This window comes from Actinacidiphila cocklensis (assembly GCF_907177275.1).
In the GTDB taxonomy this organism is placed as follows: Bacteria; Actinomycetota; Actinomycetes; order Streptomycetales; family Streptomycetaceae; genus Actinacidiphila; species Actinacidiphila cocklensis.
This window is the reverse complement of sequence record NZ_CAJSLV010000125.1, coordinates 57,195-82,037: the sequence shown is the minus strand read 5'-3', so window position 1 is coordinate 82,037 and position 24,843 is coordinate 57,195. Positions and strand designations below refer to the sequence as shown.

The window sequence follows — 24,843 nt, the reverse complement described above, 5'->3', positions numbered from 1 at the left end:
CAGCGTCTCGGGCGGACGTCGTTTTCGCGCACCATGTACGCCGGGTTACGGGGTCAGCGCCATCTTCGCCTTGGCCGCCCGGTCCACCCGATCATCGGAGAAGTACCAGGGCAGCAGCTCGTTGTTGGCCCATTTGTCGGTCTGGTCGGTGTAGTGAGCGTTGTATGCGTGGCCTGAGGCGCCGGTGAGGTTGATCCAGCGGGACTTGTCGAGGTCCTGGAGATTCACGATCATCCGCATCGAGGGGACCCAGACAACGTCGTATCCGCCTGCGGCATTCCAGCCGGTCGCGTCCACGGCAGCCTCGCCGCCGCTGAGCTGCCAAGGTCCGCGGTTGAGCAGCCACTTGATCACACCCGGGCCGTCCGTGCCGAGCGTCTGGTTCCTCAGGTCGAGCTTGTGCAGCCGGCCCCAGCTCCAGGTGTTTATGTCCTTGCCCAGGTCGGCGGTGAGCTCATAGCGGGCGTCCTTCATGGCCTGCTCGAGCAGCTGGTCGCGGGTGCTGTGGTGGGCCTTGTTCGTGTCGGTACCGAAGAAGGCGGTGGTGGACATCGTCCACCAGGCGTTGGTCTGGTTGGGGAGTACGTCGCGCAGCACCTCGAACCAACGGTCGCCGCCGTCCGGCTGCGCCTCTGCGGGGTCGCGCTCACCGCACTCCTGCACGGTGACGATGCCCTTGCCGTCGAGGTTGTCGACCGGCCCGGTCTGGCCGACCGGCGGCACCCGCAGGCACTGCCCTTCGGGGCGCAGCTCCTTCGGCAGCTTGTTGCCGAAGGCCAGCTTGAGCACATTGCGCCACACGGCGTTGAAGTACGCCGCGGCAGCGGAGTCGGCGTCCTGGTTGTAGTCCCAGCCCTCGAGTAGCTTCTGTGCGTTGCGCACATAGCTGTTCTTGTCGTTGGTGATGTCGACCTTCAGAAGGTAGGGAACCAGCAGCTTGGCGATCTCGCTGCTGTCGTCGCCCTGCATCGACTGCATGTCGTCCATGGAGACCTTGCCGCCGTCCTTGATCTTGGACGCGATGAGGTCGTTGATGCGCTGGCTGCGGGTGCCGTATCCCCAGTCCTGGGTAAGCATGAACGGGTACTTGCTCTGGTCGATGACCGCCTGGTTCGCGGTCACGATGTACCCACGGGGCGGGTTGTACTCGTACGGCATGGACTTGAACGGGATGTTCTCGCCCCACTTGTAGTGCGAGTCCCAGCCGGGCACGGGATACGTGCCGTCATCGCCGTCGGGGCGGATGGGCACCTGCCCGGGTGCCTGGTATCCGATGTTGCCCTTGGTGTCCGCGTAGATCAGGTTCTGCGACGGCACCGCGAAGTCGGCGGCAGCGGTCCTGAAGTGGTCGAAGTCGGTCGCCCTGTCGAGCTCGAAGACCGCATCCATCGTCTTCGAAGGGGTGAGAGCCGTCCATCTGAGAGCGACCGCATATCCGGCGTTGACACCACCTGGTGCGTCCGTGACGGGCGCGGTCTGTCCCACGGTGCGGATCTCGTCACTTCGGTCGGAGATCAACGGGCCGTTGTTGGTGCTTCGCACGGTGATCACCCGGTCCTTGCCCCCGGCGACCTTGATGACCTCCTTGCGGGTCGTGAACGGCTTCTGCTTGCCGTCGTAGAGGTAGGTGCTCGCCGTCACCTTCTCGAGGTAGAGATCGGTGACGTCGGCACCCAGGTTGGTCATTCCCCAGGCGATGTCCTGGTTGTGACCGATCACTACACCGGGCATGCCCGAGAAGGTGTAACCGGCCACGTCGTACGGGCAGGCCGTGCTCACCGTGCGGCAGTGCAGTCCCATCTGGTACCAGAGTGAAGGCAACTGCGGTGCCAGGTGCGGGTCGTTCGCCAGCAGCGGCTTGCCCGTGGTGGTGTATGCGCCGGACACCACCCAGGAGTTGGAACCGATGCCGCTCCCGGTAGGGCCGAGCATCGCCGGCATCTGGTCGATGATCTGCGAGATTCCGGCAAGCTGGCCGTCGACACCACTGCTCAGCCCCTGCGGACCGGCGGCGTTCGAGGGCGTGTAGTCACGGGTGACCGGGTCGACGGAGCCTGCATCGACGATCGGCAGATTCCGGTCATAGGGGTAGGCGGGGTACAGCTGCTTGATCTGCGACTGGCTGAGCCGGCTCGTCATCAGGGCGCGGTCGATTTCGTCCTGCATATTGCCGCGCAGATCCCACGCCATCGCCTTGAGCCAGGCCACCGAGTCGACGGGTGTCCACTGCTCGGGCTGGTAGTTGTTGCTGAACTTCAGCGCGGCGTACTCGACGGAGAGCCCGGCACCGCTGTGCTCCTTGAGGTATGCGTTGACGCCGTCGCTGTACGCCTGCAGATATTGCTTGGTACTGGCGTCGAGCTTGGTGTTGTACTCCTCCTGCGCGATGCCGTGCCAGTTCAGGGTGCGCAGGAAGGCGTCCGTCTCGACCTGGCCCTTGCCGAACATCTCCGACAGCCGCCCGGACGTGAGATGGCGGCGTACGTCCATCTCATAGAAGCGGTCTTGCGCCTGGACGTAGCCCTGGGCGCGGAAGAGGTCCCGCGGTGTGTCTGCGTAGAGCTGCGGGATGCCGTAGGCGTCGCGCTTGACGTCGACCGGTGCGGACAGGCCGTCGAGCTTGAGCGAGCCGGACGTCTGCGGGAACGAGGCACGGACCGTACTGACGCTCCAGTACGAGCCGAAGCCGGCGCCTGCCACGAGCAGCAGCACGATCGTGATCACGATGTAGCGGACGCGGCGGGACTTCTTCCGTGCGGGCATCGCTGTCCTTCGAGGGGCAGGGCGGACCAGATGATCAAGGTGCTCGTTGTGCAAGGGCAACCATAGGCGCATGCCCTGCGGGCCTCGGACGCGGAGTCGAGCCAGCCATAAGGTGGACCATGCAACGTCAAGAGAGGGTAAAATATTAGACTAGGCAACAAAGTTGAAAGGATCGAGCCCCTGACTGTCCACCACCTGAATGAGATCCTGCTGGTCGGCGCGGCAGTGCTGCTCGTCGCCGTCGTAGCCGTCCGCCTGGCCTCCCGGAGCGGGTTGCCGACGCTGCTCATCTACCTCGGCATCGGTGTCGCCATTGGACAGGACGGCCTGTTCGGCTTCACGTTTGACGACGTCGAACTGACCCAAGTACTGGGTTACGCCGCACTTGTGGTGATTCTCGCCGAGGGTGGACTCGGTACGAAATGGCATGAGATCAAACCCGTCATGCCCATTGCCGCCGTTTTGTCGACGGTCGGTGTCATTGTCAGCGTCTTCATCACGGCGGGCGCAGCGCATTACGTGGTGGGGCTCGATTGGCGGCAGTCGCTGATCATCGGCGCGGTGGTGTCGTCCACCGATGCCGCCGCAGTGTTCTCGGTGCTGCGCCATGTACCGCTGCCCAAACGTGTGACCGGCGTCCTGGAGGCCGAGTCAGGGTTCAACGACGCACCTGTCGTGATCATGGTCGTCGCCTTCTCCGCGACCGGCCCGATCGACTCCTGGTACTACTTGCTCGGCGAAATCCTCCTCGAGTTGGCCATCGGGGCCGCGATCGGACTCGCCGTGGGCTGGATCGGCGCGTACGGCCTCAAGCACGTGGCCCTGCCGGCCTCCGGCCTGTACCCGATCGCCGTGATGGCCATCGCGGTCGCCGCCTACGCAGCCGGCGCCATGGCTCATGGCTCGGGCTTCCTCGCGGTGTACATCGCCTCGCTCATCCTCGGCAATGCGAAACTGCCGCACCGCCCGGCAACGCGCGGCTTCGCGGAGGGACTGGGCTGGATCGCCCAGATCGGCCTGTTCGTGCTGCTCGGTCTGCTGGTGACACCGCACGAATTGGGTGACGACGTCGTGCCCGCCCTGATCATCGGCTTGTTCCTGACCGTGCTCGCGCGGCCGGCGGAGGTCGTGATCAGCCTGCTGCCGTTCCGCATCCCCTGGCGCGAGCAGGCACTGATGTCGTGGGCCGGGCTGCGCGGCGCTGTACCGATCGTGCTGGCCACCATTCCCATGGTGGCCGGAGTGGGCGACAGTCGCAGGATCTTCAATATCGTCTTCGTACTGGTGATCTTCTACACCGTTGTCCAGGGTCCGACGCTGCCCTGGCTGGCGCGGCGCTTGCGCCTCAGTGGGACCAGCGACGCGGCAGACCTGGGGATCGAGTCGGCACCGCTCGAGAGGCTCCAGGGCCACCTGCTCTCCATGGCCATTCCAGAGGGTTCACGCATGCACGGCGTCGAGGTCAACGAACTTCGCCTTCCCACCGGATCGGCCGTCACCCTCATCGTCCGTGACGGCGCCAGCTTCGTCCCCCTGCCGTCGACCACTCTGCGGCGCGGCGACGAACTGCTCGTCGTCGCCACCGACCCGGTTCGGGACGCCGCGGAGGACCGTCTGCGGGCCGTGGGACGCGGCGGCAAGCTGGCGGGGTGGCTCGGGCAGCGTGACAGGCAACGCCAGGTGTGAGGGGGCGGCCGGACCCGGGAGGTGCACCTGCGCTGCCACGTACCATGGTCAGGTAATTGTCGAGTACAACCTCTGCCTGATGCAGAGCCGGCGTGGATCACCGCGCTGAGCGGACGGCTCTCGGCGCGGCGTGACGGCTCTCAGCCGCAGTCGCGCTACCAGGCAGCAGAAAGACCAGGCTGTGGCATCCACGGTGCCCACCTCGCCGTCCCCGTCGTCTTCCTCACAGCATGACCTTGCCCGTGCGCCGGGCTACCGGCAGCTGCTGCGCACACCTGGGGTGTGGGCGTTCGTCCTTCCGGGCTTCGCTGCGCGGCAGCCTTTCGCCATGCTCACGATCAGCATGGTGCTCCTCGTAGAGCACACCACCGGCTCCTACGGCACCGCGGGGGCCGTTGCCGCCGTCACGGGCGTGGCCATGGCCGTCTGTGCGCCGCGCGGCGGACGGCTCGCCGACCGGTTCGGGCAGCGTGCCGTGCTGATTCCCGGAATCGCGCTGCACGCCGCCTCTGTGGGCGCCCTGGTGGCCCTGGGGCTTGCGCATGCACCAGCCTGGGCACTCTTCGCAGCGGCGGTGCCGACCGGCGCGACCGTGCCCCAGATCGGGCCGATGGTGCGCTCCCGCTGGGCGGTGGCCCTGGCCGGCCCCTCGGCTCGGCCCTCGCCGCTCATGCAGACCGCAGCCGCTTTCGAATCGGTGACCGACGAGTTCACCTTTGTCATCGGCCCCGTTCTCGCCACGGCACTGTGCACGGGGGTGCATCCGGCGGCCGGGCTCATTGCCGAGGCGACGCTCACGCTTGCGGGCGGAAGCCTCTTCGCGGCGCAGCGGAGAACGGCACCTCGCCCGCACCGCACGGCGGCCGGCAGCGACTCGCACCACGGCTCGGCGTTGTCCGTGCCAGGAGTGCGCGCGCTGGTGATCGCTTTCCTCGGTATAGGCGCCGTTTTCGGCGGCATGCAGGTGTCGATCACCGCATTCACCCAGGAAGCCGGTCACCCGGGCCTCAGCGGAGTGGTCTACGGCACCTTCGCGGCGGGCAACATGCTGGCGGGCGTGGCCTACGGCGCCGTCACATGGCGACGCAGTCCCCGTCGGCGCCTGCTGGCCGGGTACGCGGCCCTGACGCTTGCCTGCGTGCCGTTGTGGGCGGTACAGGCCCTGCCGGTGCTCGGCGCACTCGGCCTGGTGGTGGGGCTGTGCATCGCGCCGGCCCTGATCACCGGATACACGCTGGTCGACGCCTTGGTGCCGGCAGCGACCAGGACCGAGGCCTTCACCTGGCTGACGGGGGCAGTCGCGCTCGGCCAGGCAGCAGCGGTCACCGTTGCGGGCCTGCTGGCCGACCACGCCGGTTCGCATGCCGGCTTCACCGTGCCTCTGACCGGCACAGCTGTGGCGTTCGTGATGCTCGCGGTGCTGCGCGGGCACCTGGTGCCGACGCCGCGGGGAACGATTGCGGTGGGTGCGATCGGTCACCGTCGGGCGGTCACGGTGGACTGACGCACGGAAATGCTGCACTATTGAGCGTCGTTAGCACTCATTAAGTGAGAGTGCCAGGAGGAGCTAGTGCCGACGTATCAGTACCAGTGCACCGAGTGCGGCGAGGGCCTTGAGGCGGTGCAGAAGTTCAGCGATGACGCGCTGACCGTGTGCCCCAACTGCGGCGGACGGCTGCGCAAGGTGTTCTCCGCCGTGGGCGTGGTCTTCAAGGGCTCCGGTTTCTACCGGACCGACAGCCGCGGCTCCTCGTCCAGCAGCGCACCCGCCACCAAGAGTGGCAGTGCGGGCACGGACAGCAAGCCGAGCGGAAGTTCCTCGTCGAGCTCGACCTCATCCGGGTCCTCGTCGAGTTCCTCCGGCTCCTCGTCCACGTCGAGCAGCTCGTCGGCCGCCTGAGGCGACTGGCCGCAAGCCGCTGGACCTGCGTGACTTCACGAACCTCCGTCGCGTGACGACGGGGGTTCGTCGCGTTCCGACCCGGCTTAAGGTGATCTCCATGGTGCACAGCAGCGATGCGACACAGGAGCGGGCCGAGATCGGCGTGATCGGCGGGTCCGGCTTCTACTCCTTCCTCGACGATGTGACTGAAGTCACGGTCGACACCCCCTACGGGCCAGCCAGCGACTCGCTCTTCATCGGAGCGGTGGCTGGGAGGCGAGTGGCGTTCCTGCCGCGACACGGGCGGGACCACCATCTACCACCACACAAGATCAATTACCGGGCCAACCTGTGGGCGCTGCGCTCGGTGGGGGTGCAGCAGGTTCTTGGCCCGTGCGCGGTGGGCGGGCTACGCGCACAATACGGCCCCGGGACGCTGCTCGTGCCCGACCAGCTTGTGGACCGCACGAAGTCACGAGCACAGTCGTACTTCGACGGGGAGGCCAGGGCGGACGGCCAGGTGCCGAATGTCGTGCACGTGACGTTCGCCGATCCGTACTGCCCGGTGGGCCGAAAGGCCGCAGTGAGCACCGCCCGGGCGAGCGGGTGGGAACCCGTGGACGGCGGGACGCTCGTCGTGGTGGAGGGACCTCGCTTCTCCACTCGCGCAGAATCGCTCTGGCATGCCGCACAGGGCTGGTCGGTGGTCGGCATGACCGGGCACCCGGAAGCGGTGCTCGCACGGGAACTCGGCCTCTGCTACACCTCCTTGACGTTGGTCACGGACCTGGACGCGGGCGCGGACACCGGGGAAGGCGTCTCTCACGAGGAGGTGCTGGAGGTCTTCGCAGCCAACGTCGGGCGCATGCGGGACGTGCTCTTCGAGGTGATCGGCGCCCTGCCTGACAACGACGAACGCAACTGCCTGTGCCCTGAGGCGCTGGGCGGACAGGACCCGGGGATCACGCTGCCGTAGCCGGCTTCGAGCAGGCACCGCGGGCGCCTGGAGCACTCAGTATGCCGGTTATCCACAGGCGTGAAGTTATCCACAGGCGCCCGCCGCATCGTCCTGGATGTGCGCGATGGTGGGGACATCGACCGAATGTCCGGTCGATGTCCCTTCGCATCTGGCGGTGATGTTCATGCGCGCACCCGCGTCCCCCCTGTCCAGCTCGACAGCCGATCCGACTCCAGCTCCCGCACGCTTCGACATCTCGTTGTTCGCCCAACCGACGCCCCCTGCTCCCGGCCCGTCGCAGTCCACGGGCCTGGAGACCCCCGAGCCCTACACCCCGCCCGGTTGCACGGTTCCGGTCTTCCCGCCGATCAGGGCGGGTGGACGCGGCGGCCGGCGTCTGATGCCGCGGACGTTGCGGTTCAGTCGCCGGCCGCTCGCCCTCGGGCTGGCCGTGGCGGCTGTCGCTCTGGCGGTGTCGGCCGCTCACAGCTCCCCGACGCGCACGCCGAGGACCACACACGGATCGGCGCACCCACCGGTGTCGGCCCGTGGAGTCCCTGACGTGGCGGAGGAGATCGTCAGGGCTCCGGTGCGGATCACCGACGCGGCCGCGGTACGGCTGCTGCGACCAGGTGACCGGGTGGACGTGCTGGCAGCGGCGCGGGTGGTGGCGTCCGGGGTACCGGTCGTCGCTGTCCCCGAGCCATCGGGCGGCCAGGGCACGTCCGTGACATCCGAGGGAAGCAACCTGCCGACTGCCGATGCCGATGCAGTCACCACGGGAGGGGCGCTGGTCGTCCTGGCGGTGCCACGGCGCATTGCCGCGGCACTGTCCGGCGCTGCCGTGTCGTCCCCGCTGGCGGTGGCACTGTGCTGAATCACCCTTTCGTGAAAGGCGATTGGACGGGTCAGCCCCGGATTGCCTTCCATGGCGGAACCTTTCATTCCGTCAGGCCGGCACCAGGGAAGAGGCACGTCGATGAGCGAAGCGGGCAAGCCGAGCCTGCTGGCCGGCTTCAAAGAATTCATCATGCGGGGGAACGTGATCGACCTGGCGGTCGCGGTCGTCATCGGCGCGGCGTTCAGCAGCGTCGTGAACTCCGTCGTCAACGGGATCATCAACCCGCTGGTCGGTGCCTTCGGTACGAAGGACCTCGCTGGCTACTCGTCCTGTCTCAAAGGCCCGTGCGTGGTCAACGACAAGGGCGACCTGACCAGCGGTATCCACATCCTGTGGGGCTCGGCGCTGAGCGCAACGCTCACCTTCCTGATCACCGCCGCAGTCGTGTACTTCCTCATGGTTCTCCCGATGGCGCGCTACCTGGCGCGTCGGGCGGCCCGGCAGAAGCCGGCGGAAGTCGTGGCGCCGGTGGCGGAGGAGGTAGAGGAGATCACGCTGCTCCGCGACATCCGCGACGCGCTGGTGGCCCCCAGGTCCGGTGGCGCGGGCTGACTGCGGGCGTCGAACGGGTTCAGAGGTGGTGCGGCGGCTTCTCGCTGAGGAAGCGGGTGAAATCGTCGTCCGCGGAGCCGGACAGCGGATCGCCCCAGCCTCGGTCTGTGTCATCCGAGGACGGTCGGTCGAGCGGGTCATCGAAGACCAGTCCCGCGGATGCGGCTCTCTCACGCGGGACTACGCCGGCCCCGGACGAAGTCTGCGACAGCTCGGTGTCGGGGGCCGCGGCATCGCCGGCGGACCCTGAGCCGCCACCCGCCCCGGGGTGGCCCATGGCCCCGTCCGTGGCTGAGGTGTGCTCGGAGTCTGCGGCGGTACTCATGCCTCAAGCGTACGGCGCTGGCCCCGGCCGCCCATCCGGCCCGGCACCCAAGCAGGTGGGGGGAGGTACTCCAAGCGTCCGTTTGACGGGGCCCGACGGATATACCTGGCCTCATGCACGCACCAGAACCGAAACCTCACGCCGCCCGCCCTCACACTCCGGCGCAGGAGGCGGACGTCGACCGAAGCGACCTCGCGTACCGCCGCTGGTTGAGCGAGGCAGTGGGCAAGGTCCAGGCGGACGCGAACCGGTCCGCCGATACCCATTTGCTGTCCGTGCCGCTGCCGGCGGACTGGGGCATCGACCTCTATCTGAAGGACGAGTCGACCCATCCGACCGGGTCGCTGAAGCATCGCCTGGCCCGTTCGCTGTTCCTGTACGCCCTGTGCAACGGCTGGATCCGCCCGGGGCGCCCGGTGATCGAGGCGTCCAGTGGATCGACGGCAGTGTCGGAGGCCTATTTCGCGCGCCTGATCGGTGTCCCCTTTGTGGCCGTGATGGCCCGCGGGACCGTACGGGCGAAGGTGGACCTGATCGAGTTCCACGGCGGCCGATGCCACCTGGTGGACGGCCCGGGCGAAGTGTACGAGGCAGCGACCCGGTTGGCCGCGAAGACGGGCGGCCACTACATGGACCAGTTCACGTACGCAGAGAGAGCGACGGACTGGCGGGGCAACAACAACATCGCCGAGTCGATCTTCCGGCAGCTGGCAGCGGAACGTCACCCCGTGCCGACATGGATCGTGGCGACCGCGGGAACTGGTGGGACGTCGGCGACTCTGGCCCGGTATGTGCGCTATGCGCAGGCGACCACCGGCATCTGCGTGGCCGATCCGGAGAACTCGGCGTTCTTCCCGGGCTGGCGGGACGGCGATCCGGCAGCCGTCACCTATACCGGCTCCCGGATCGAAGGGATCGGCCGGCAGCGCGTGGAGCCGAGTTTCGTGCCGGGGGCCATCGACCGCATGATGCGGGTCCCGGACGCGGCGTCGATCGCGGGCATCCGGGTCCTTGAACGGCTGCTCGGCCGCCGTGCGGGCGCGTCCACCGGCACAGGGCTCTGGGCGGCGTTCCGCATCATCGCCGAGATGCGCGCGCGCGGCGAGCACGGCAGCGTGGTGGGGCTGCTGTGCGACCCGGGTGAGCGCTATCTGGAGAAGTACTACGCGGACACCTGGCTCTCGACTCAGGGCATCGACATCACGCCGTACGTGGAGCGCATCGAACGTTTTCTGGTCACCGGGTCACTTGAAACGGTGAATCCGCCTGGCGGCGGCTGAGCAGACCACAACGGTGGACGCCAGTCGACCCTGGCGGCGGGCACTTGCGATGGGTCGGTGCCGGAGCCGACATGTGTCGGCGTCGTGGAGGGTTGGCGTATTCCCGCTGACGGACCTACCCAAATGATCATACGATCACCTGTGCGAACGATGCGGCTGCCGCGCGTTCGTGACGGGGAATTACGGGGATCACACGGGGAAAGCAGGGACGCGGCGATGACCGATGCCCGGACGCAGGACGGCACTGGCGGGAGTGGGGCGTCGTCGCACGCTCATGACGTACTGCTCTCATGGGGTCCGACGGTGCTCTTCGCCATGGTTCTGCCGTGGATCACCTACCACCAGCTCGCCGGGCGCGGTGTGCACGGGGCGCCGGCGCTCCTGCTGGTCTCTGCCTGGCCCGCGTTGGAGGTCGGGCTGTATTTCGCGCTGCATCACCGGGTGGACGAGTTCGGGATGCTCATATTCGCGGCGCTGCTGTTGGCAGCCGCCGCTGCGGCTGCGGGCGGCGGGCGCTGGATGGGTGTCCGTGCGGATGCGGCGTTCACCGGGCTGGTCGGGGTGGCTTTTGCTGTGAGTCCGGCTTTCGGGCGGCCGCTGACCTTCTGGTTCGGCCGGCGGTTCGCGGCCGACGGCTCGGCGGCGGCTGCGCGATGGAACGGGTTGTGGCTGCGGAGCGCGGCCTTTCGGGCCGTGCAGTACCGGCTGACCGCCGCCTGGGGTGCCGGCTGCCTGGTCGAGGCGGGTGTCATGGCCGTGCTTCCGCCACGGTTGCCGCGGGGCGAGGCGGATGCGGCATCGCTTGCCGGGCCGGCAGTGGTGGCCGCGGCTGTGGTGGCGTACACGGCCTGGACCGGCAGGGCGTTTGCTGCGAGCGGTCAGACGCCGGCTGCACCTAGCAGCGCGCCCACGGCGTAGGTCACGGCCATGGCGATCGCGCCACCGGCGACGTTCCGGGTGACCGCTGGGCGTACGGGTGCGCTGCCCAGCCGGGCGCTGATCCAGCCGCAGCCGGTCAGGGCGGCCAGGACTGACACCACTGTCACTGCCAGTCGCCAGTCCTGCGGTGGCAGCACGATGGCCAACAGTGGCAGCAGTGCGCCGACGGTGAAGGAGACGAAGCTGGCCCAGGCGGCATGCCAGGGGTTGGCGAGAGCGTCGGGGTCGATGCCGAGTTCGACGCGGGCGTGGGCGCCGAGGGCGTCGCGGGCGGTCAGTTGCTCGGCGACCTCTCGGGCGAGGTCGTGGGTGATGCCGCGGTCCTCCAGCAGACCGGTCAACTCTGCGAGTTCGGCCTGCGGGGTGGCCGCCAGCTCCTCGCGTTCCAGGGCGAGGGCGGCACGCTCGGAGTCCCGCTGGGTGCTCACCGACACGTACTCCCCCGCAGCCATCGACAGCGACCCCGCCATCAGGCCCGCAAGGCCCGCGGTCAGCAGTGCCGACCGCGAGTCGGTGGCTCCCGCGACGCCCACGACCAGGCCGGCGGTGGAAACGATGCCGTCGTTGGCGCCGAGGACAGCGGCACGGAGCCAGTTCAGCCGGGTGCTCAGCCCTTCGTGGTGCGGCTCGTTCGGGTGCGGTCCCGCGCCGCCCGGCTCCTCGGCCCCGGCGCTGTCGTCAGTCATGCCACGAAGCGTCTCACCCCCAGCCCCGGCCGGATCGGGCGGCGCACGGGTGCGCGGACGGGCCGAACCCCGGCGCGGGGGGGATGCACCGGGGTCCGGGTCTGTGGGGCCGGTCCGCGGGCGGACCGGCGTTATGGAGCTGTCAGGCGGCTTCGTAGTCCAGGCCGGTCGCGCGGGCCATCCGCTTCAGGTCGGCGAGGGCGTGCTTCTCGATCTGCCGGATGCGCTCGCGGGTGAGGCCGTGCTCCTTGCCGACCTCCGTGAGCGTACGCTCACGGCCGTCCACGATGCCGTAGCGGGCGCGGATGATGGAGGCGGTGCGGTCGTCGAGCCGGTCGATCAGTCCGTCCAGCTCCTCGCGGCGCAGCATAACCAGCACGGAGTCCTCCGGGGACGGCGCGGCGCCGTCCTCGACCAGGTCGCCGAACTCGGTCTCACCTTCGGCATCCACCGACATATTCAGGGATACCGGGTCACGTGCCCAGTCCAGAACGTCCGAAACACGCTCCGGGGTGGAGGCCAGCTCGGTGGCGATCTCGGCGGGCTCGGCGTCGCGGCCGTGTTCGCGGTTGAATTCCCGCTGCACGCGGCGGATCCTGCCGAGTTCCTCGACCAGGTGGACCGGCAGCCTGATGGTGCGGGACTGGTCGGCGATGGACCGGGTGATGGCCTGCCTGATCCACCACGTTGCGTAGGTGGAGAACTTGAAGCCCTTGGCGTAGTCGAACTTCTCGACGGCGCGGACCAGGCCGGCGTTCCCCTCCTGGATCAGGTCCAGCAGCGGCAGGCCGCTGCGCGGGTAGCGCCGGGCCACGGCGACGACGAGCCTCAGGTTGGAGCGGATGAAGACGTCCTTGGCCTGCTCGCCCGCGGCCACCAGGGCCTCGAGCTCCTCGCGCTTGCCGTCGCTGCCCGCGCCTGCGGGCAGCTCCGGATCGCCGGCGAGGATACGCTCGGCGTAGACGCCCGCTTCGATGTCACGGGACAGCTCGACCTCGCGGGCGGCGTCGAGCAGCGGCGTACGCGCGATCTCGTCCAGGTACATGCCGACGAGGTCGCGGTCGGCTACTTCCCCGCCTGCTGCGCGAACGCTGCTGGTCCCGCCTGCGTGACGACGGGCGACGGCACGGGTTGCCATGCGTGCTCCCTTTACGAAGGTGCGGTCGGTCTCGGTCGGACCGGGTACGGTCACAGCCGTTGCCGTGGAGTTGCTGGCGCAGCCTTTGGGGTGGCTGCCGTAGCTCTTCGGCTCTGCTGTGCGCTTGCCCCATCCGATCGGGATAACGACTGGAATCCGGACACAATTCCCATGTCGTCACCTATTTTTTATGATCATGCAGTACCCTGTCCCGCCACATTGAGAGGTCATGTCATGCCGGAACGTACGGAGGTCCAGGTCAGAGCCGGTAGGGACGATGATCTGGTGGCGCTCACGGACATTTACAACCACTACATCCGTGAGACGCCGATCACTTTCGACATCAGCCCCATCACCCCCGACGAGCGCCGCCCCTGGTTGCTCTCCCACCCGGAAGACGGCCCACACCGCCTCTTGGTTGCTCAGCCGGAGAGCGACGGGCGGATTCTGGGCTACGCGACCAGCAGCCCGTTCCGCCCCAAGGCGGCGTATGCGACGTCCGTGGAGACCAGCATCTACCTGGCACCGGACGCGGGCGGCCGCGGCATCGGCACGCTGCTGTACACGGCGCTGTTCGAGGCGCTGGCCGAGGAGGACGTACACCGTGCGTACGCGGGCGTGACGCTGCCCAACGAGGCGTCCATACGTATCCACCAGCGTTTCGGGTTCAAGCAGATCGGGGTGTACGAGGAGGTCGGCCGGAAGTTCGGCGCCTATCACGACGTGGCGTGGCTGGAGAAGCGGCTGAGCTGAGCGGCTCGGCCTTGGCGGAAGCCGCCGCGATGGACTGAAGTATTTGAAGATTCAATAAAGCGCCGCTACCGTCGTCCCGTACGCTTGAACATTCAAGGAGGGGCCATGACCGCAGCTGCCACGGAGCGCATGCCCGCGCTCTACCTCTCGCACGGCGCTCCGCCGCTCGCCGACGACCCCGTATGGCCGGGGCAGCTGGCGGCATGGGCGGCCGGCCTGCCGCGTCCCAAGGCCGTGCTGGTCATCTCGGCCCACTGGGAGGACGCTCCGCTCGCGATCGGCGCCACGACCACCGTGCCGCTGGTCTACGACTTCTGGGGCTTCCCCGAGCACTACTACCGGGTGACCTATCCGGCGCCGGGCGCGCCCGAGCTGGCGGAGGACGTGCGCAAGCTGCTGCGCCGGGCCGGCAGCCCCGTGCAGGACGTCCCGGACCGCGGCCTTGACCACGGCGCATACGTGCCGCTGGTGGAGATGTTCCCCGGCGCCGACATCCCCGTGCTGCAGGTGTCGATGCCGACCCTCGACCCGGCCGGGCTGCTGGACATCGGCCGCCGCCTCGCACCGCTGCGCGACGAAGGCGTGCTGATCGTGGGCAGCGGCTTCTTCACCCACAATCTCGCCGCACTTCGCCACGCCGGCCCGAAGCCGCCGACATGGTCCACGGAATTCGACGACTGGGGCCGGCGGGCGCTGGACGCGCAGGACGTCGACGCGCTGCTGGACTTCGAGCACACCTCGCCCGCCGGGCGGCTGGCGCACCCGCGGACAGAGCACTTCGCCCCGCTGTTCGTTACGCTCGGCGCCGCCGAGTCCGAACTCGGCAGCCAGCGCAGCATCATCGACGGATTCTGGATGGGACTCGCGAAACGCTCCCTCCAGCTCGGCTGAACAGGAAGACACCTCACCCATGCCCATGCATAAACGACGCATCGCGATCGGCGTGGCCGTCCTGGCCGGCGCTGTGACCCTGGCCGCGTGCGGTTCCGACAGCAAGAAGGACCCGGCCGGCACTCCGAGCGCGGCCGGCGGCGACGACAAGCCGGCGGCGTCCTCGGTGAGCTGGCCCGCGCCCTCCGACGCCAGCGCCCAGGTGAAGGCGGCGGGGCTGCCGATGCTCGGGCAGGAGGGCCAGGTGCTGCACATCCACAGCCACCTGGACGTGTTCGTGGACGGCAAGGCGGTGACCGTACCGGCGGAGATCGGCATCGACGTCCCCAAGCAGCAGATCAGCCCGCTGCACACGCACGACACGACGGGCGTCGTGCACATCGAGTCGCCGGTGCAGGCGGAGTTCACCCTCGGGCAGTTCATGACCGAGTGGAACGTCCCGATCGGCAACGACGTCCTCGGCACGTTCAAGACCGGTGGCGGCAAGGAACTGCACGTCTACGTCAACGGCAAGGAGCAGACCGGCGACCCCGCAGCGATCAAGCTGGGCGCGCACGAGGAGATCGCCGTCGTCTACGGCGCACCGGCCGACAAGGTGCAGGTGCCGTCGACGTATGCGTGGCCGGAAGGTCTGTAGGACAAGCAGCCTGCGACGTCACCGCTGCGCGGCGTCCGTACCGTCGTACGACCGGCGGTACGACCAAACGACGGGTCCCCACCCTTCCGAGTGAACGGAAGCGGTGGGGACCTGCCGTTGGTACGGCAACCGGGCGGCCGGTGCGACCGTACGATCGCATCGGCCTGCGGTCAGTGTGCGATGACCGGGATGGCGAAGTCGTCGTCGGCCGACTTGTCGCCGTCGACACGCTCCGGGCCGCTCTGCACGCCGGCGTTGACCAGGACGAACGCGAGCACCGAGGAGAGCAGCAGGATCGCCGTCGCCCAGTAAATAGCGACGGAGTAGCCGTGCACCATGGACTCGTTGACGAACAGCCGGTGCTGCAGGTCGGCCGGCGACTTCAGGTGCGAGGACACCCAGGTCGCGGACGCGCTGGTGGCCAGGGTGTTCAGCAGCGCGGTGCCGATGGAGCCGCCGACCTGCTGCGAGGTGTTGACCATTGCGGAGGCGACGCCGGCGTCCTCCGGCCGGACCCCGTGCGTGGCCAGGCTCATCGCCGGCATGAAGGCCGTACCCATGCCGAGGCCCATGAGGATCAGGCCCGGCAGCAGCACCGCGGAGTAGGACGAGTCCACCTTGATCTGCGCCAGGATGCCCATGCCGACGGCGGCGACCAGGAAGCCGGGAGCCATCAGCAGGCGCGGGCGGACGCGCAGCATGAGCCGCGTGCCGATCTGGGTGGAGCCGACGATCATGCCGGCGATCATGGGCAGGAAGGCGAAGCCCGACTTGATGGCCGAGTAGCCCATCACCAGCTGCAGGTAGTACGTCAGGAACAGGAACAGGCCGAACATGCCGATGATGGCCAGGCCCAGCGACAGGTAGACGCCGCCGCGGTTGCGGTCGGTCACGACGCGCAGCGGCAGCAGCGGAGCCGCGACGCGGCTCTCGACGAACACGAACGCCGCCAGCAGGACCACGGAGGCCACGAGCAGGCCGAGGGTGACGGGGGCCGTCCAGCCGTCGCTGTCGGCGCGGGTGAAGCCGTACACGAGGGCGACGAGGCCGGCGCTGACCAGGACCACGCCGGGGGTGTCCAGGCGGTTGCGGTTGCGGCCCTCGGCGGGCTCGCGGATGACGGCGACGGCGCCGATGACGGCGACCACGGCGAACAGGATGTTCACGAAGAGCGCCCAGCGCCAGTTCAGGACCTGGGTGAGCACGCCGCCGAGGATCAGGCCGACCGCGGCGCCGGCGCCGGCGATGGCGCCGTAGATGCCGAACGCCTTGGCGCGTTCCTTGGCGTCGGTGAACGTCACCGCGACCAGCGACAGTGCGGCGGGTGCGAGAAGGGCGCCGAAGACGCCCTGGAGGGCGCGGGCGCCCAGCAGCATGGCGGTGTTCACCGCGGCGCCGCCGATGGCGGAGGCGGCCGCGAAGCCGAGCAGGCCCACGATGAAGGTGTTCTTGCGTCCCCACAGGTCGGACACCCGGCCGCCGAAGAGCAGCAGGCCGCCGAAGGCCAGCGTGTAGGCGGTGATGACCCACTGCTTGTTGCTGTCGGAGATCCCCAGGTCGGCCTGGGCGGAGGGCAGCGCGATGTTCACGACGGTCGCGTCGAGCACGACCATCAGCTGGGCAATGGCGATGAATATCAGCGCTGTCCAGCGCTTCGGATCCGGCTGATGTGTTTCAGGCATGACTGGTCTCACTATTGGATGCGGAGTGACAGGACGTGGGGACGTGTGTCAGCAGTGGTCCGGCGCCACGCTGCAGCGGGGGATCGGGGTCAGGGATCCCAGCCGGCCTTCGGGTTCGGGTCCGGCTCTGCTCAGGCAGGACGAGTTGCTGCTCGGGCTGCGCAGGTTCGCGGACTCGGCGAACCTGATCACGCTATAACCCGACTGATGGGTATTGCGAACGGTTTATGGCTGGCGGGCTTGCAGATCCTCCAGGGTCACGGCTTCCCCGGTGAGCACGGAGCGCGAGGGCGCGCGCAGGCCGTCGAGGAACAGTTGCAGGTGGCGACGGACGAAACGGTCGAAGCCCGCGCAGCAGGTGCCCGGTAGCGGCCGGGTGAGCTGCGTCACGGCGACCATCAGGTCACCGACGGCGATGTCGGTGCGCAACTGGCCCGCGCTCTGGGCGCGTTCCATGATGGCGCTGATCGATCGTTGCATCTGTTCGACCTGGCTGACGACCGCGGGGTCCTGGCGGTCGAAAACGTCGGAGAGCAGGGGGCACAGAGCGCCGATCCGCTCGTCTGCCGATTCGAGGACGAAACGGCACAGCGCGGTGAACGCGTCCGGCTCCTGCGCCAGGGCGTCCTCGGCTCGTTTCACTGTACGGGCCATCACTGACAACGTGACCTGGCGGATCAGCTCCGTACGATCGGTGAAGTGCCGGTAGAGCGTGGCATTGCCGACGCCCGCCCTGCGCGCCACCTCGTCGAGCGCGACGTCGGGGCCGAGTTCGACGATCGCCTCGCGGGCGGCGGCGATTATGCGTTCCCGGTTCCGGGTGGCGTCCGCGCGCAGCCGCACCGCTCGCGGCGGCACGGCGGTCTCCATGTCGAGCGGCACAGCGGACTCCCCCCGGGGTGTCGTGGGTGGCATGGGTCAGTCACGAATCCGAAACGGACAATCAGTCTCCGTTTCCGAGTCACCACACTAAACGGGGGCCTGGTCCCCGGATATTTCGGGGTGGCCGGGTGACTCGCGTCACATACGCGCGGGCGCCAGGCGTGCGGTTGGTGCGGCGGCGCGCGGCGGTGCACGGCACCACGCGGCGGGCTTTTATTGAAGGTTCAAGAAGTGGCCTTACCATGAACGCCATGACATGGCTGACCGAAGAGGAGCAGGCGACCTGGCGGGCGTTCCTGCACGCCACGATGCTGCTCGAGGACCATCTCGACCGTCAGCTGCAGCGCGACGCCGGCATGCCGCACATGTACTACGCACTGCTCAGCACGCTGTCCGAGACGCCCGGCCGCCGGATGCGGATGACCGAGCTGGCCGAGCAGGTCAAGATCACCCGGTCCCGGCTGTCGCACGCGGTCGCCCGCCTCGAGGGCAACGGGTGGGTGCGCCGCGAGAACTGCCCCACCGACCGGCGCGGCCAGGTGTGCGTCCTGACCGAGGCAGGCCATGCCGAGCTGGTGCGCACCGCGCCAGGGCACGTCGCCGCCGTCCGGTCGGCGATCTTCGACCGGCTCACGGCGGAGCAGACCCGGCAGCTCGGCGACATCTCGCGGGTCATTGCCGAGGGATTGCACCAGCCGGAAGGCGCCGATGTGCCCTGGCTGCGCTGAAGGTCGCGCGGCGCGGTCAATGCCGCGCCGCGCAACTCACCTGCGGGGGGTGAGCGCGCGCGAAGCGGCCGCCGCTCATGGTGTGGCCGGGCGTACGCGGCCGGAACGCGCCAGCCAGCGTCCCTCGTGCCGGCTCACCTCGATCGGACGGCCGAAGCACTGCGTCATCCACTCACCGGTGAGCACCTGTTCCGCGGGTCCGGAGGTCAGCACCCGGCCCTCCTTGAGCAGCAGGACATGGCCGATCGCCGGTGACAGCTCCTCCAGGTGGTGGGTGACGGTGATGGTGGCCAGCCCCGCCCTGGTCGTCGCGAGCCGGTGCATGGCGTCGATCAGGTCCTCGCGCGAGGGCAGGTCGAGGGCGTTGAACGGCTCGTCGAGCAGCAGCAGCGACGGGTCGGCCATCAACGCCCGCGCCACCAGGATGCGGGCGCGCTGGCCGCCGGAGCAGACCCCGTAGGCGCGTTCGGCGAGTTCCTTGATCTCCAGCTCGGCGAGCAGCTCGGTGGCACGGTCGCGCACCTCGCTGTCGTACTTGCGCCACAGCGGCTGCACGGTGCCGGTGTGGCCGGTCAGGACGACCGTGTGCGCGGTCGCGTCGAGCGGCACCTTCTGCGCGGAGGAGACCAGGCCGATGCGGGCGCGCAGTTCGCGCATGTCGACCCGGCCGAGCCGGTGGCCGAGGACGTCTACCGTGCCGGTGGTCGGGTGCATGAGGGCGCCGATCAGCCGCATGGCCGTGGTCTTCCCCGCGCCGTTCGCGCCGAGCAGCGCCCAGTGCTGGCCCGCGCGCACGGTCCAGTTGATGTCGTCGAGGATGACCTGGCCGGTGGTGTAGCGACGAACACTGACGCCGTCCAGGACGGCGATCGCGGTGGGCGTGGCACCTGTCGCGTGGGCTGTCATGGCCGAACGATAGCTGTATACACCAGCTTTATGGGTCCGGTTTCCGCGATGTGGATACGGCGACGGCGCGGGCGGTCAGGGGACGGCAGGCGCGGGGTTCTCGTCCGAGGCCGACTCGGCAATACGCGGCGGCCCCGGCCGGAACAGCAGGAAGGTGACCACGAAGCCGAAGGCGAAGAAGCCCGCCGACCACCAGTACGCGACGGCGTAGCTGTGCAGTTGCGACTGGGCGATCGCGCCCGGTGTCGGGCGGCGGCCGACGAGGTAGCTGGTGGCCGCGCTCGTGGCGAGGGTGTTCAGCAGCGAGGTGCCGACCGAGCCGCCGACCTGCTGGCTGGTGTTCACCATGGCCGAGGCCACACCGGCGTCCTGCGGCTTGTTGCCGGCGGTGGCGAGGTTCATCGCCGTGGCGAAGATCAGGCCCAGGCCGAGGCCCAGCAGGAGCAGCGGCGGCATGACGTGCGCCACGTAGGTGCTGTTGCCGTTCAGCGAGGTCATCCACGCCATGGCGCCGGCGGACAGCAGCATGCCGGTGGGCACGATCGGTTTGGCGCCGAATTTCGGCACCAGCACGTTGGTCGTCGTCACGGAGGCGACCACCAGCACGGCAACCATGGGCAGGAAGGCGAGGCCCGTCTTCACCGGTGAATACCCGAGCGTGCGCTGCATGTAATACGTCAGGAAGAGGAACACGCCGAACATTCCGGCGCCGGACAGGAACATCGCAATGAACGACGCTCCGCGGTCGCGGTCGGCGACCACCCGCATCGGCAGCAGCGGGTGCCTGGCACGCTGCTGCCACCACACGAACGCCGCCAGCAGGACCGCGCCGGCCAGCAGGAAGCCCCAGGTGCTGGGGGCGCTCCACGGATGCCGTTCGGCGTTGGAGAAGCCGTAGACGATGCAGAACAGGCCGCCGGAGACCAGGAGCGTGCCGGGTATGTCGAGGTCGGGCCGGTCGGGCGGGGTCCCCGGGCGCAGCAGCCGCATGCCGCCGATGAAGGCGATGGCGGCGAAGATCAGATTGACGTACAGGCACCAGCGCCAGTCCAGGTACTCGGTGAGGATGCCGCCGAGCAGCAGCCCGACCGCCGCGCCGGCGCCGGCGATGGCGCCGTAGATTCCGAAGGCCTTCGCGCGCTCCTTGGAGTCGGTGAAGGTCGTCGTCAGCAGTGACAGGGCGGCGGGTGCCAGGATCGCGCCGAAGGCGCCCTGCAGGGCTCGGGCCATCACCAGGATCTCGAAGCTCGGCGCGGCACCGCCGATCGCCGAGGCCACGGCGAAGCCGACCAGGCCGATCAGGAAGATCCGCTTGCGGCCGACGAGGTCGGCGAGACGCCCGCCGAACAGCAGCAGCGAGCCGAAGGCCAGCGCGTACGCGGTGACGACCCACTGGCGGGCGCCGTCGCTGAAGCCCAGGTCGCGCTGGGCCGAGGGCAGCGCAATGGTCACGATCGTGGCGTCCAGTACGACCATCAGCTGGGCGAGGCCGATCACACACAACACCCACCAGCGGTGGGCGGGGGGCTCGGAGAGGTCGTCCTGTCCGGACGGCGTGCCGGCCGGGTTGACCCGGCCGGCGGCCGCTGATGTCTCGGGCGAGCTTCGGGCCATGGCGTGGATCTCCTTTGCGCTTGCGCGCGTCCCCCCGGAATTTCCACGCTAGGCCCAGCTCAGCGCCCTCGCCATGTGGGACGCCGCGGCCCCCGTGGGGAGGGCGGCGGTGCCGGGCAGGGCGGGGCGGGAATCCACCGCGACCGCCATCGGACGACCGTCCCTGGTGGCGATGACGGCCACGGAGTGTGGTGCTGCACCTGCACAACGATCACTAACCGCGGTGTCGAAACAGCTAACGCACCCTCACCCGTTCGGCGTGACCCGATGGGCGGACCGGCGTCAACCGGTGTAGTCCGCGCTCACCCGGGCGGCGTCGGCGAGTTCGCCGGCGTCCGGCGTCAACCGGACGCCGCGAGGGTGACTTCCGCGGAGCGGTGTCCGAGCAGGTCACCCTTCCGGGGCCAGGGCGGCGAGCTGCTGGTCGAACGGAACGAACGTCTCCCCGGCCTCAGCACCAGTCCCGCCCCGTGGCACCGGGCGGGCGGTGACCTGGGCGGTGAGTTCGGCGGCCGCGCGGTCGATGCGCAGCGCCAGGGAGTCGTCGCCCGCGGCGCCCCAGTCCTCGGTGGCCGCGTACACCGCCGTCGGCACCACGACCGCCCTGAGGTAGCTGAAGAGCGGGCGCATGGCGTGTTCCAGGACCAGGGAGTGGCGGGCGGTGCCGCCCGTCGCCGCGATCAGGACCGGGGTGCCGGCCAGCGCGTCCTTGTCGATCACGTCGAAGAACGACTTGAACAGGCCGCTGTAGGAGCCGGTGAAGACCGGGGTGACCGCGATCAGGCCGTCGGCGGAGGTGGCGGCGTCGACGGCGTCGCGCAGCTGCGGGCCGGGAAAGCCGGTGACCATGTTCTGCGCGATCTCGTTGGCGAGGTCGCGCAGCTCGACGACCTGCACCTCGACCTCGCCGTCACCGCCCGGATTGTCGACATTGCCGTCGGTGACGTCCCGCCGCACGGCGGCCGCCAGCCGGTCGGCGAGCAGCCGCGTCGAGGACGGGCGGCCGAGTCCTGCGGTGATGACGACGATGCGCCTGGTCATACGTCGACCTCCTTCGTGTCGCGGCGGGCGAGCAGGGACTGGTGGGTGGGACCGTCCGGCACGTCGGCCGGGCGCCCCTTGGCGAACTCGCGGCGCAGGACGGGGACGACCTCCTCGCCGAGCAGGTCGAGCTGTTCGAGCACCGTGCGCAGCGGCAGCCCCGCGTGGTCCATCAGGAACAGCTGCCGCTGGTAGTCGCCGAAGGTCTCGCGGAAGGCCAGCGTCTTGTCGATGACCTCCTGCGGCGACCCGACGGTCAGCGGCGTCTGCTCGGTGAAGTCCTCAAGGGACGGGCCGTGCCCATATACCGGCGCGTTGTCGAAGTACGGCCGGAACTCGCGTACCGCGTCCTGCGAGTTCTTTCGCATGAACACCTGACCACCCAGTCCGACGATCGCCTGCTCGGGCGTGCCGTGCCCGTAGTACGCAAAGCGTTCGCGGTACAACTCGATGAGCTTCTTGAAGTGCTCCTTGGGCCAGAAGATGTTGTTGGCGAAGAAGCCGTCGCCGTAGTACGCGGCCTGTTCCGCGATCTCGGGGCTGCGGATCGAGCCGTGCCAGACGAAGGGCGGCACCCCGTCCAGCGGGCGCGGGGTGGAGGTGAAGGACTGCAACGGCGTGCGGAACTTGCCGGCCCAGTCGACGGTGTCCTCCCGCCACAGCTTGTGCAGCAGGGCGTAGTTCTCCACGGCCAGCGGTATGCCCTGCCGAATGTCCTTGCCGAACCACGGGTAGACCGGGCCGGTGTTGCCGCGGCCCATCATCAGGTCGACGCGGCCGTCCGCCAGGTGCTGGAGCATCGCGAAGTCCTCGGCGATCTTCACCGGGTCGTTCGTGGTGATCAGCGTGGTGGACGTCGAGAGGATCAGCCGGTCGGTGCGCGCGGCGACGTAGCCGAGCATGGTGGTGGGCGACGACGGCACGAACGGCGGGTTGTGGTGCTCACCGGTGGCGAAGACGTCGAGCCCGACCTCCTCGACCTTCTGCGCGATGGTGACCATCGCCTTGATCCGCTCGTGCTCGCTCGGCGTGCGTCCGTTCGTCGGGTCCGTGGTGACGTCGCCGACTGTGAAGATCCCGAACTGCATCTCACCCACCGTCCAATTGGTTGATTGTTCAACCACCCGAACGAAAGGCCCCCCGCGACTATTCCCGCCCCCCTTCCACAGGGGGCGGGAAGGCAGGCCGGGCGGTCAGACGGCGGCGGGGACGCGGAAGCGGTTGATGGCCTCGGCGTGCTCGGCGCGCAGCTGCTCGTCGCGGACGCCGAGGCCCTCCTCGGGGGCCAGGCACAGCACGCCGACCTTGCCGTGGTGGAGGTTGCGGTGGACGTCGGACGCGGCACGGCCGGTCTCCTCCAGCGGGTAGACCCGCGACAGCGTCGGGTGGATCCGCCCCTTGGTGACCAGCCGGTTGGCCTCCCATGACTCACGGTAGTTGGCGAAATGGGTGCCGATGATGCGCTTCAGGCTCATCCACAGGTAGCGGTTGTCGTACTCGTGGGTATAGCCGCTGGTGGACGCGCAGGTGACGATGGTGCCGCCCTTGCGGGTGACGTAGACCGAGGCGCCGAAGGTCTCGCGGCCGGGGTGCTCGAAGACGATGTCGACGTCCTCGCCGCCGGTCAGCTCCCGGATGCGGCCGCCGAAGCGCTTCCACTCCCGCGGGTCCTGGGTGTGCTCGTCACGCCAGAACCGGTAGCCCTCGGCGTTGCGGTCGATGACCGCCTCCGCGCCCATCCGGCGGCAGATCTCCGCCTTCTCCGGGCTGGAGACCACGCAGATCGGCGTCGCACCGCCGGCCAGCGCGAACTGCGTGGCGTACGAGCCCAGACCGCCGCTCGCGCCCCAGATCAGCACGTTGTCGCCCTGCTTCATCCCCGCACCGTTGCGCGACACCAACTGCCGGTACGCGGTCGAATTCACCAGCCCGGGGGCGGCAGCCTCCTCCCAGGACAGATGCCTGGCCTTCGGCATCAGCTGGTTGGACTTGACCAGCGCGATCTCCGCCAGCCCGCCGAAGTTGGTCTCGAAGCCCCAGATCCGCTGCTCAGGGTCGAGCATCGTGTCGTTGTGCCCGTCACTCGACTCCAGCTCGACCGAAAGGCAGTGAGCGACCACTTCCTCCCCCGGCCGCCACGCGCTGACGCCCGGGCCGGTGCGCAGCACGACGCCCGCGAGGTCGGAGCCGATGACGTGGTACGGCAGGTCGTGCCGCTTGCCCAGCGGCGACCGGCGGCCGTAGCGCTCCAGGAAGGCGAAGGTCGGCACCGGCTCGAAGATCGAGGACCACACGGTGTTGTAGTTCACCGAGGACGCCATGACCGCGACGAGCGCCTCACCAGGACCCAACGCCGGCACCGCCACCTCGTCCAGGTGGATCGACTTGCGCGGGTCCTTGTCGACCGACGCCATTCCCTCGAACATGTCGGCTTCGCTCTTGTGCAGCGTCGCCGCCCGGTAGCTCTCCGGCAGGCGGAGCGCGGCGAAGTCTCCGGCAGTCGCCTGACCGGAGGTGATGGCGTCAACGATTTCCTTCACTGGATGCCTCTTCGGTCGGTCAGAACGATGGTCGGACAGGTCGAACGGATCAGGCGGGC

General features: G+C 68.9%; 23 protein-coding genes. 12 read left to right on the top strand and 11 right to left on the bottom strand.

Annotation, left to right across the window (positions count from 1 at the left end; genetic code table 11):
* Positions 1–45: 45 nt before the first annotated feature.
* The gene (locus NFU81_RS39710) at positions 46–2,763 is read right to left on the bottom strand and encodes a penicillin acylase family protein (RefSeq protein WP_251501970.1); all 2,718 of its coding nucleotides are present in this window, start codon (positions 2,761–2,763) and stop codon (positions 46–48) included.
* A 144-nt stretch (positions 2,764–2,907) separates the two neighbouring features.
* Here NFU81_RS39710 and NFU81_RS39705 point away from each other — a divergent pair, with 144 nt between their 5' ends.
* The 6 genes from NFU81_RS39705 to mscL all read left to right on the top strand — a co-directional run bounded on the left by NFU81_RS39705 (position 2,908) and on the right by mscL (position 8,742).
* Complete coding sequence (locus NFU81_RS39705; RefSeq protein WP_251502267.1) at positions 2,908–4,449, top strand: potassium/proton antiporter; 1,542 nt, start codon at positions 2,908–2,910, stop codon at positions 4,447–4,449.
* A gap of 193 nt (positions 4,450–4,642) precedes the next feature.
* Positions 4,643–5,953, top strand: a complete 1,311-nt coding sequence (locus tag NFU81_RS39700; RefSeq protein ID WP_251502265.1) for an MFS transporter — start codon at positions 4,643–4,645, stop codon at positions 5,951–5,953.
* A 66-nt stretch (positions 5,954–6,019) separates the two neighbouring features.
* Positions 6,020–6,349, top strand: coding sequence for an FmdB family zinc ribbon protein (locus NFU81_RS39695; protein ID WP_251501967.1), 330 nt, complete (start codon positions 6,020–6,022; stop codon positions 6,347–6,349).
* Positions 6,350–6,449: 100 nt separating this feature from the next.
* Positions 6,450–7,307, top strand: a complete 858-nt coding sequence (locus NFU81_RS39690) for an S-methyl-5'-thioadenosine phosphorylase (protein ID WP_251501964.1) — start codon at positions 6,450–6,452, stop codon at positions 7,305–7,307.
* 544 nt (positions 7,308–7,851) lie between these two features.
* A complete protein-coding gene (locus tag NFU81_RS39685; RefSeq protein WP_251501961.1) occupies positions 7,852–8,166 on the top strand; it encodes a hypothetical protein in 315 nt (104 codons plus the stop codon).
* A 102-nt stretch (positions 8,167–8,268) separates the two neighbouring features.
* Positions 8,269–8,742 (top strand): large conductance mechanosensitive channel protein MscL, encoded by a 474-nt coding sequence (gene mscL, locus NFU81_RS39680; RefSeq protein WP_251501958.1) that lies wholly within the window; start codon positions 8,269–8,271, stop codon positions 8,740–8,742.
* A gap of 19 nt (positions 8,743–8,761) precedes the next feature.
* On the opposite strand, the gene NFU81_RS39675 is transcribed toward mscL, so the two are convergent.
* Positions 8,762–9,067 (bottom strand): hypothetical protein, encoded by a 306-nt coding sequence (locus NFU81_RS39675; protein ID WP_251502289.1) that lies wholly within the window; start codon positions 9,065–9,067, stop codon positions 8,762–8,764.
* A 113-nt stretch (positions 9,068–9,180) separates the two neighbouring features.
* Here NFU81_RS39675 and NFU81_RS39670 point away from each other — a divergent pair, with 113 nt between their 5' ends.
* Both NFU81_RS39670 and NFU81_RS39665 read left to right on the top strand, forming a co-directional pair.
* Complete coding sequence (locus tag NFU81_RS39670; RefSeq protein ID WP_251501955.1) at positions 9,181–10,347, top strand: PLP-dependent cysteine synthase family protein; 1,167 nt, start codon at positions 9,181–9,183, stop codon at positions 10,345–10,347.
* 303 nt (positions 10,348–10,650) lie between these two features.
* Positions 10,651–11,265 carry a VC0807 family protein gene (locus tag NFU81_RS39665; protein WP_251501952.1) on the top strand — a complete coding sequence of 205 codons (615 nt, stop codon included), beginning with the start codon at positions 10,651–10,653 and terminating at the stop codon, positions 11,263–11,265.
* On the opposite strand, the gene NFU81_RS39660 is transcribed toward NFU81_RS39665, so the two are convergent.
* Both NFU81_RS39660 and NFU81_RS39655 read right to left on the bottom strand, forming a co-directional pair.
* The gene (locus tag NFU81_RS39660; protein WP_251501949.1) at positions 11,226–11,972 is read right to left on the bottom strand and encodes a VIT1/CCC1 transporter family protein; all 747 of its coding nucleotides are present in this window, start codon (positions 11,970–11,972) and stop codon (positions 11,226–11,228) included. The genes NFU81_RS39665 and NFU81_RS39660 overlap by 40 nt on opposite strands.
* Positions 11,973–12,114: 142 nt before the next feature.
* The gene (locus tag NFU81_RS39655) at positions 12,115–13,110 is read right to left on the bottom strand and encodes a sigma-70 family RNA polymerase sigma factor (RefSeq protein WP_251501947.1); all 996 of its coding nucleotides are present in this window, start codon (positions 13,108–13,110) and stop codon (positions 12,115–12,117) included.
* A gap of 234 nt (positions 13,111–13,344) precedes the next feature.
* Here NFU81_RS39655 and NFU81_RS39650 point away from each other — a divergent pair, with 234 nt between their 5' ends.
* The 3 genes from NFU81_RS39650 (at position 13,345) to NFU81_RS39640 (ending at position 15,391) form a co-directional block, all read left to right on the top strand.
* A complete protein-coding gene (locus NFU81_RS39650) occupies positions 13,345–13,863 on the top strand; it encodes a GNAT family N-acetyltransferase (RefSeq protein ID WP_251501944.1) in 519 nt (172 codons plus the stop codon).
* 105 nt (positions 13,864–13,968) lie between these two features.
* Complete coding sequence (locus NFU81_RS39645) at positions 13,969–14,754, top strand: dioxygenase family protein (protein WP_251501939.1); 786 nt, start codon at positions 13,969–13,971, stop codon at positions 14,752–14,754.
* A 25-nt stretch (positions 14,755–14,779) separates the two neighbouring features.
* A complete protein-coding gene (locus NFU81_RS39640) occupies positions 14,780–15,391 on the top strand; it encodes a hypothetical protein (RefSeq protein ID WP_251501936.1) in 612 nt (203 codons plus the stop codon).
* A gap of 170 nt (positions 15,392–15,561) precedes the next feature.
* On the opposite strand, the gene NFU81_RS39635 is transcribed toward NFU81_RS39640, so the two are convergent.
* Positions 15,562–17,073 carry an MFS transporter gene (locus tag NFU81_RS39635; protein WP_251501933.1) on the bottom strand — a complete coding sequence of 504 codons (1,512 nt, stop codon included), beginning with the start codon at positions 17,071–17,073 and terminating at the stop codon, positions 15,562–15,564.
* A gap of 225 nt (positions 17,074–17,298) precedes the next feature.
* Positions 17,299–17,943: a TetR/AcrR family transcriptional regulator gene (locus tag NFU81_RS39630; RefSeq protein ID WP_251502264.1), complete on the bottom strand. Its 645-nt coding sequence runs from the start codon at positions 17,941–17,943 to the stop codon at positions 17,299–17,301.
* Positions 17,944–18,206: 263 nt separating this feature from the next.
* Between NFU81_RS39630 and NFU81_RS39625 the strand changes: the two genes are divergently transcribed.
* Positions 18,207–18,683: a MarR family winged helix-turn-helix transcriptional regulator gene (locus NFU81_RS39625; RefSeq protein WP_308208378.1), complete on the top strand. Its 477-nt coding sequence runs from the start codon at positions 18,207–18,209 to the stop codon at positions 18,681–18,683.
* A 75-nt stretch (positions 18,684–18,758) separates the two neighbouring features.
* On the opposite strand, the gene NFU81_RS39620 is transcribed toward NFU81_RS39625, so the two are convergent.
* The 5 genes from NFU81_RS39620 to ccrA form a co-directional block, all read right to left on the bottom strand.
* Positions 18,759–19,589 carry an ABC transporter ATP-binding protein gene (locus NFU81_RS39620; protein WP_251501927.1) on the bottom strand — a complete coding sequence of 277 codons (831 nt, stop codon included), beginning with the start codon at positions 19,587–19,589 and terminating at the stop codon, positions 18,759–18,761.
* Between the two features lie 75 nt (positions 19,590–19,664).
* Positions 19,665–21,203 (bottom strand): MFS transporter, encoded by a 1,539-nt coding sequence (locus NFU81_RS39615; protein ID WP_251501924.1) that lies wholly within the window; start codon positions 21,201–21,203, stop codon positions 19,665–19,667.
* A gap of 390 nt (positions 21,204–21,593) precedes the next feature.
* On the bottom strand, positions 21,594–22,244 hold the full coding sequence (locus NFU81_RS39610; protein ID WP_251501921.1) for an FMN reductase: 651 nt from the start codon (positions 22,242–22,244) through the stop codon (positions 21,594–21,596).
* On the bottom strand, positions 22,241–23,332 hold the full coding sequence (locus NFU81_RS39605; protein ID WP_251501918.1) for an LLM class flavin-dependent oxidoreductase: 1,092 nt from the start codon (positions 23,330–23,332) through the stop codon (positions 22,241–22,243). Before NFU81_RS39605 ends, NFU81_RS39610 begins: the two co-directional genes overlap by 4 nt.
* Before the next feature lie 105 nt (positions 23,333–23,437).
* Entirely contained in the window at positions 23,438–24,784 is a 1,347-nt protein-coding gene (ccrA, locus tag NFU81_RS39600; protein ID WP_251501916.1) for a crotonyl-CoA carboxylase/reductase, read from the bottom strand.
* Between the last annotated feature and the right edge of the window lie 59 nt (positions 24,785–24,843).

Bases quoted from the DNA above. Each gene is read 5' to 3' on its own strand.
- NFU81_RS39670 (WP_251501955.1), top strand. From the start codon at position 9,181: ATGCACGCACCAGAACCGAAACCTCACGCCGCCCGCCCTCACACTCCG.
- NFU81_RS39635 (WP_251501933.1), bottom strand. From the start codon at position 17,073: ATGCCTGAAACACATCAGCCGGATCCGAAGCGCTGGACAGCGCTGATA.
- NFU81_RS39630 (WP_251502264.1), bottom strand. From the start codon at position 17,943: ATGGAGACCGCCGTGCCGCCGCGAGCGGTGCGGCTGCGCGCGGACGCC.
- NFU81_RS39655 (WP_251501947.1), bottom strand. From the start codon at position 13,110: ATGGCAACCCGTGCCGTCGCCCGTCGTCACGCAGGCGGGACCAGCAGC.
- NFU81_RS39620 (WP_251501927.1), bottom strand. From the start codon at position 19,589: ATGACAGCCCACGCGACAGGTGCCACGCCCACCGCGATCGCCGTCCTG.
- mscL (WP_251501958.1), top strand. From the start codon at position 8,269: ATGAGCGAAGCGGGCAAGCCGAGCCTGCTGGCCGGCTTCAAAGAATTC.
- NFU81_RS39650 (WP_251501944.1), top strand. From the start codon at position 13,345: ATGCCGGAACGTACGGAGGTCCAGGTCAGAGCCGGTAGGGACGATGAT.
- NFU81_RS39615 (WP_251501924.1), bottom strand. From the start codon at position 21,203: ATGGCCCGAAGCTCGCCCGAGACATCAGCGGCCGCCGGCCGGGTCAAC.
- NFU81_RS39690 (WP_251501964.1), top strand. From the start codon at position 6,450: ATGGTGCACAGCAGCGATGCGACACAGGAGCGGGCCGAGATCGGCGTG.
- NFU81_RS39675 (WP_251502289.1), bottom strand. From the start codon at position 9,067: ATGAGTACCGCCGCAGACTCCGAGCACACCTCAGCCACGGACGGGGCC.
- NFU81_RS39660 (WP_251501949.1), bottom strand. From the start codon at position 11,972: ATGACTGACGACAGCGCCGGGGCCGAGGAGCCGGGCGGCGCGGGACCG.
- NFU81_RS39625 (WP_308208378.1), top strand. From the start codon at position 18,207: ATGACATGGCTGACCGAAGAGGAGCAGGCGACCTGGCGGGCGTTCCTG.
- NFU81_RS39610 (WP_251501921.1), bottom strand. From the start codon at position 22,244: ATGACCAGGCGCATCGTCGTCATCACCGCAGGACTCGGCCGCCCGTCC.
- NFU81_RS39605 (WP_251501918.1), bottom strand. From the start codon at position 23,332: ATGCAGTTCGGGATCTTCACAGTCGGCGACGTCACCACGGACCCGACG.
- NFU81_RS39710 (WP_251501970.1), bottom strand. From the start codon at position 2,763: ATGCCCGCACGGAAGAAGTCCCGCCGCGTCCGCTACATCGTGATCACG.
- NFU81_RS39645 (WP_251501939.1), top strand. From the start codon at position 13,969: ATGACCGCAGCTGCCACGGAGCGCATGCCCGCGCTCTACCTCTCGCAC.
- NFU81_RS39640 (WP_251501936.1), top strand. From the start codon at position 14,780: ATGCATAAACGACGCATCGCGATCGGCGTGGCCGTCCTGGCCGGCGCT.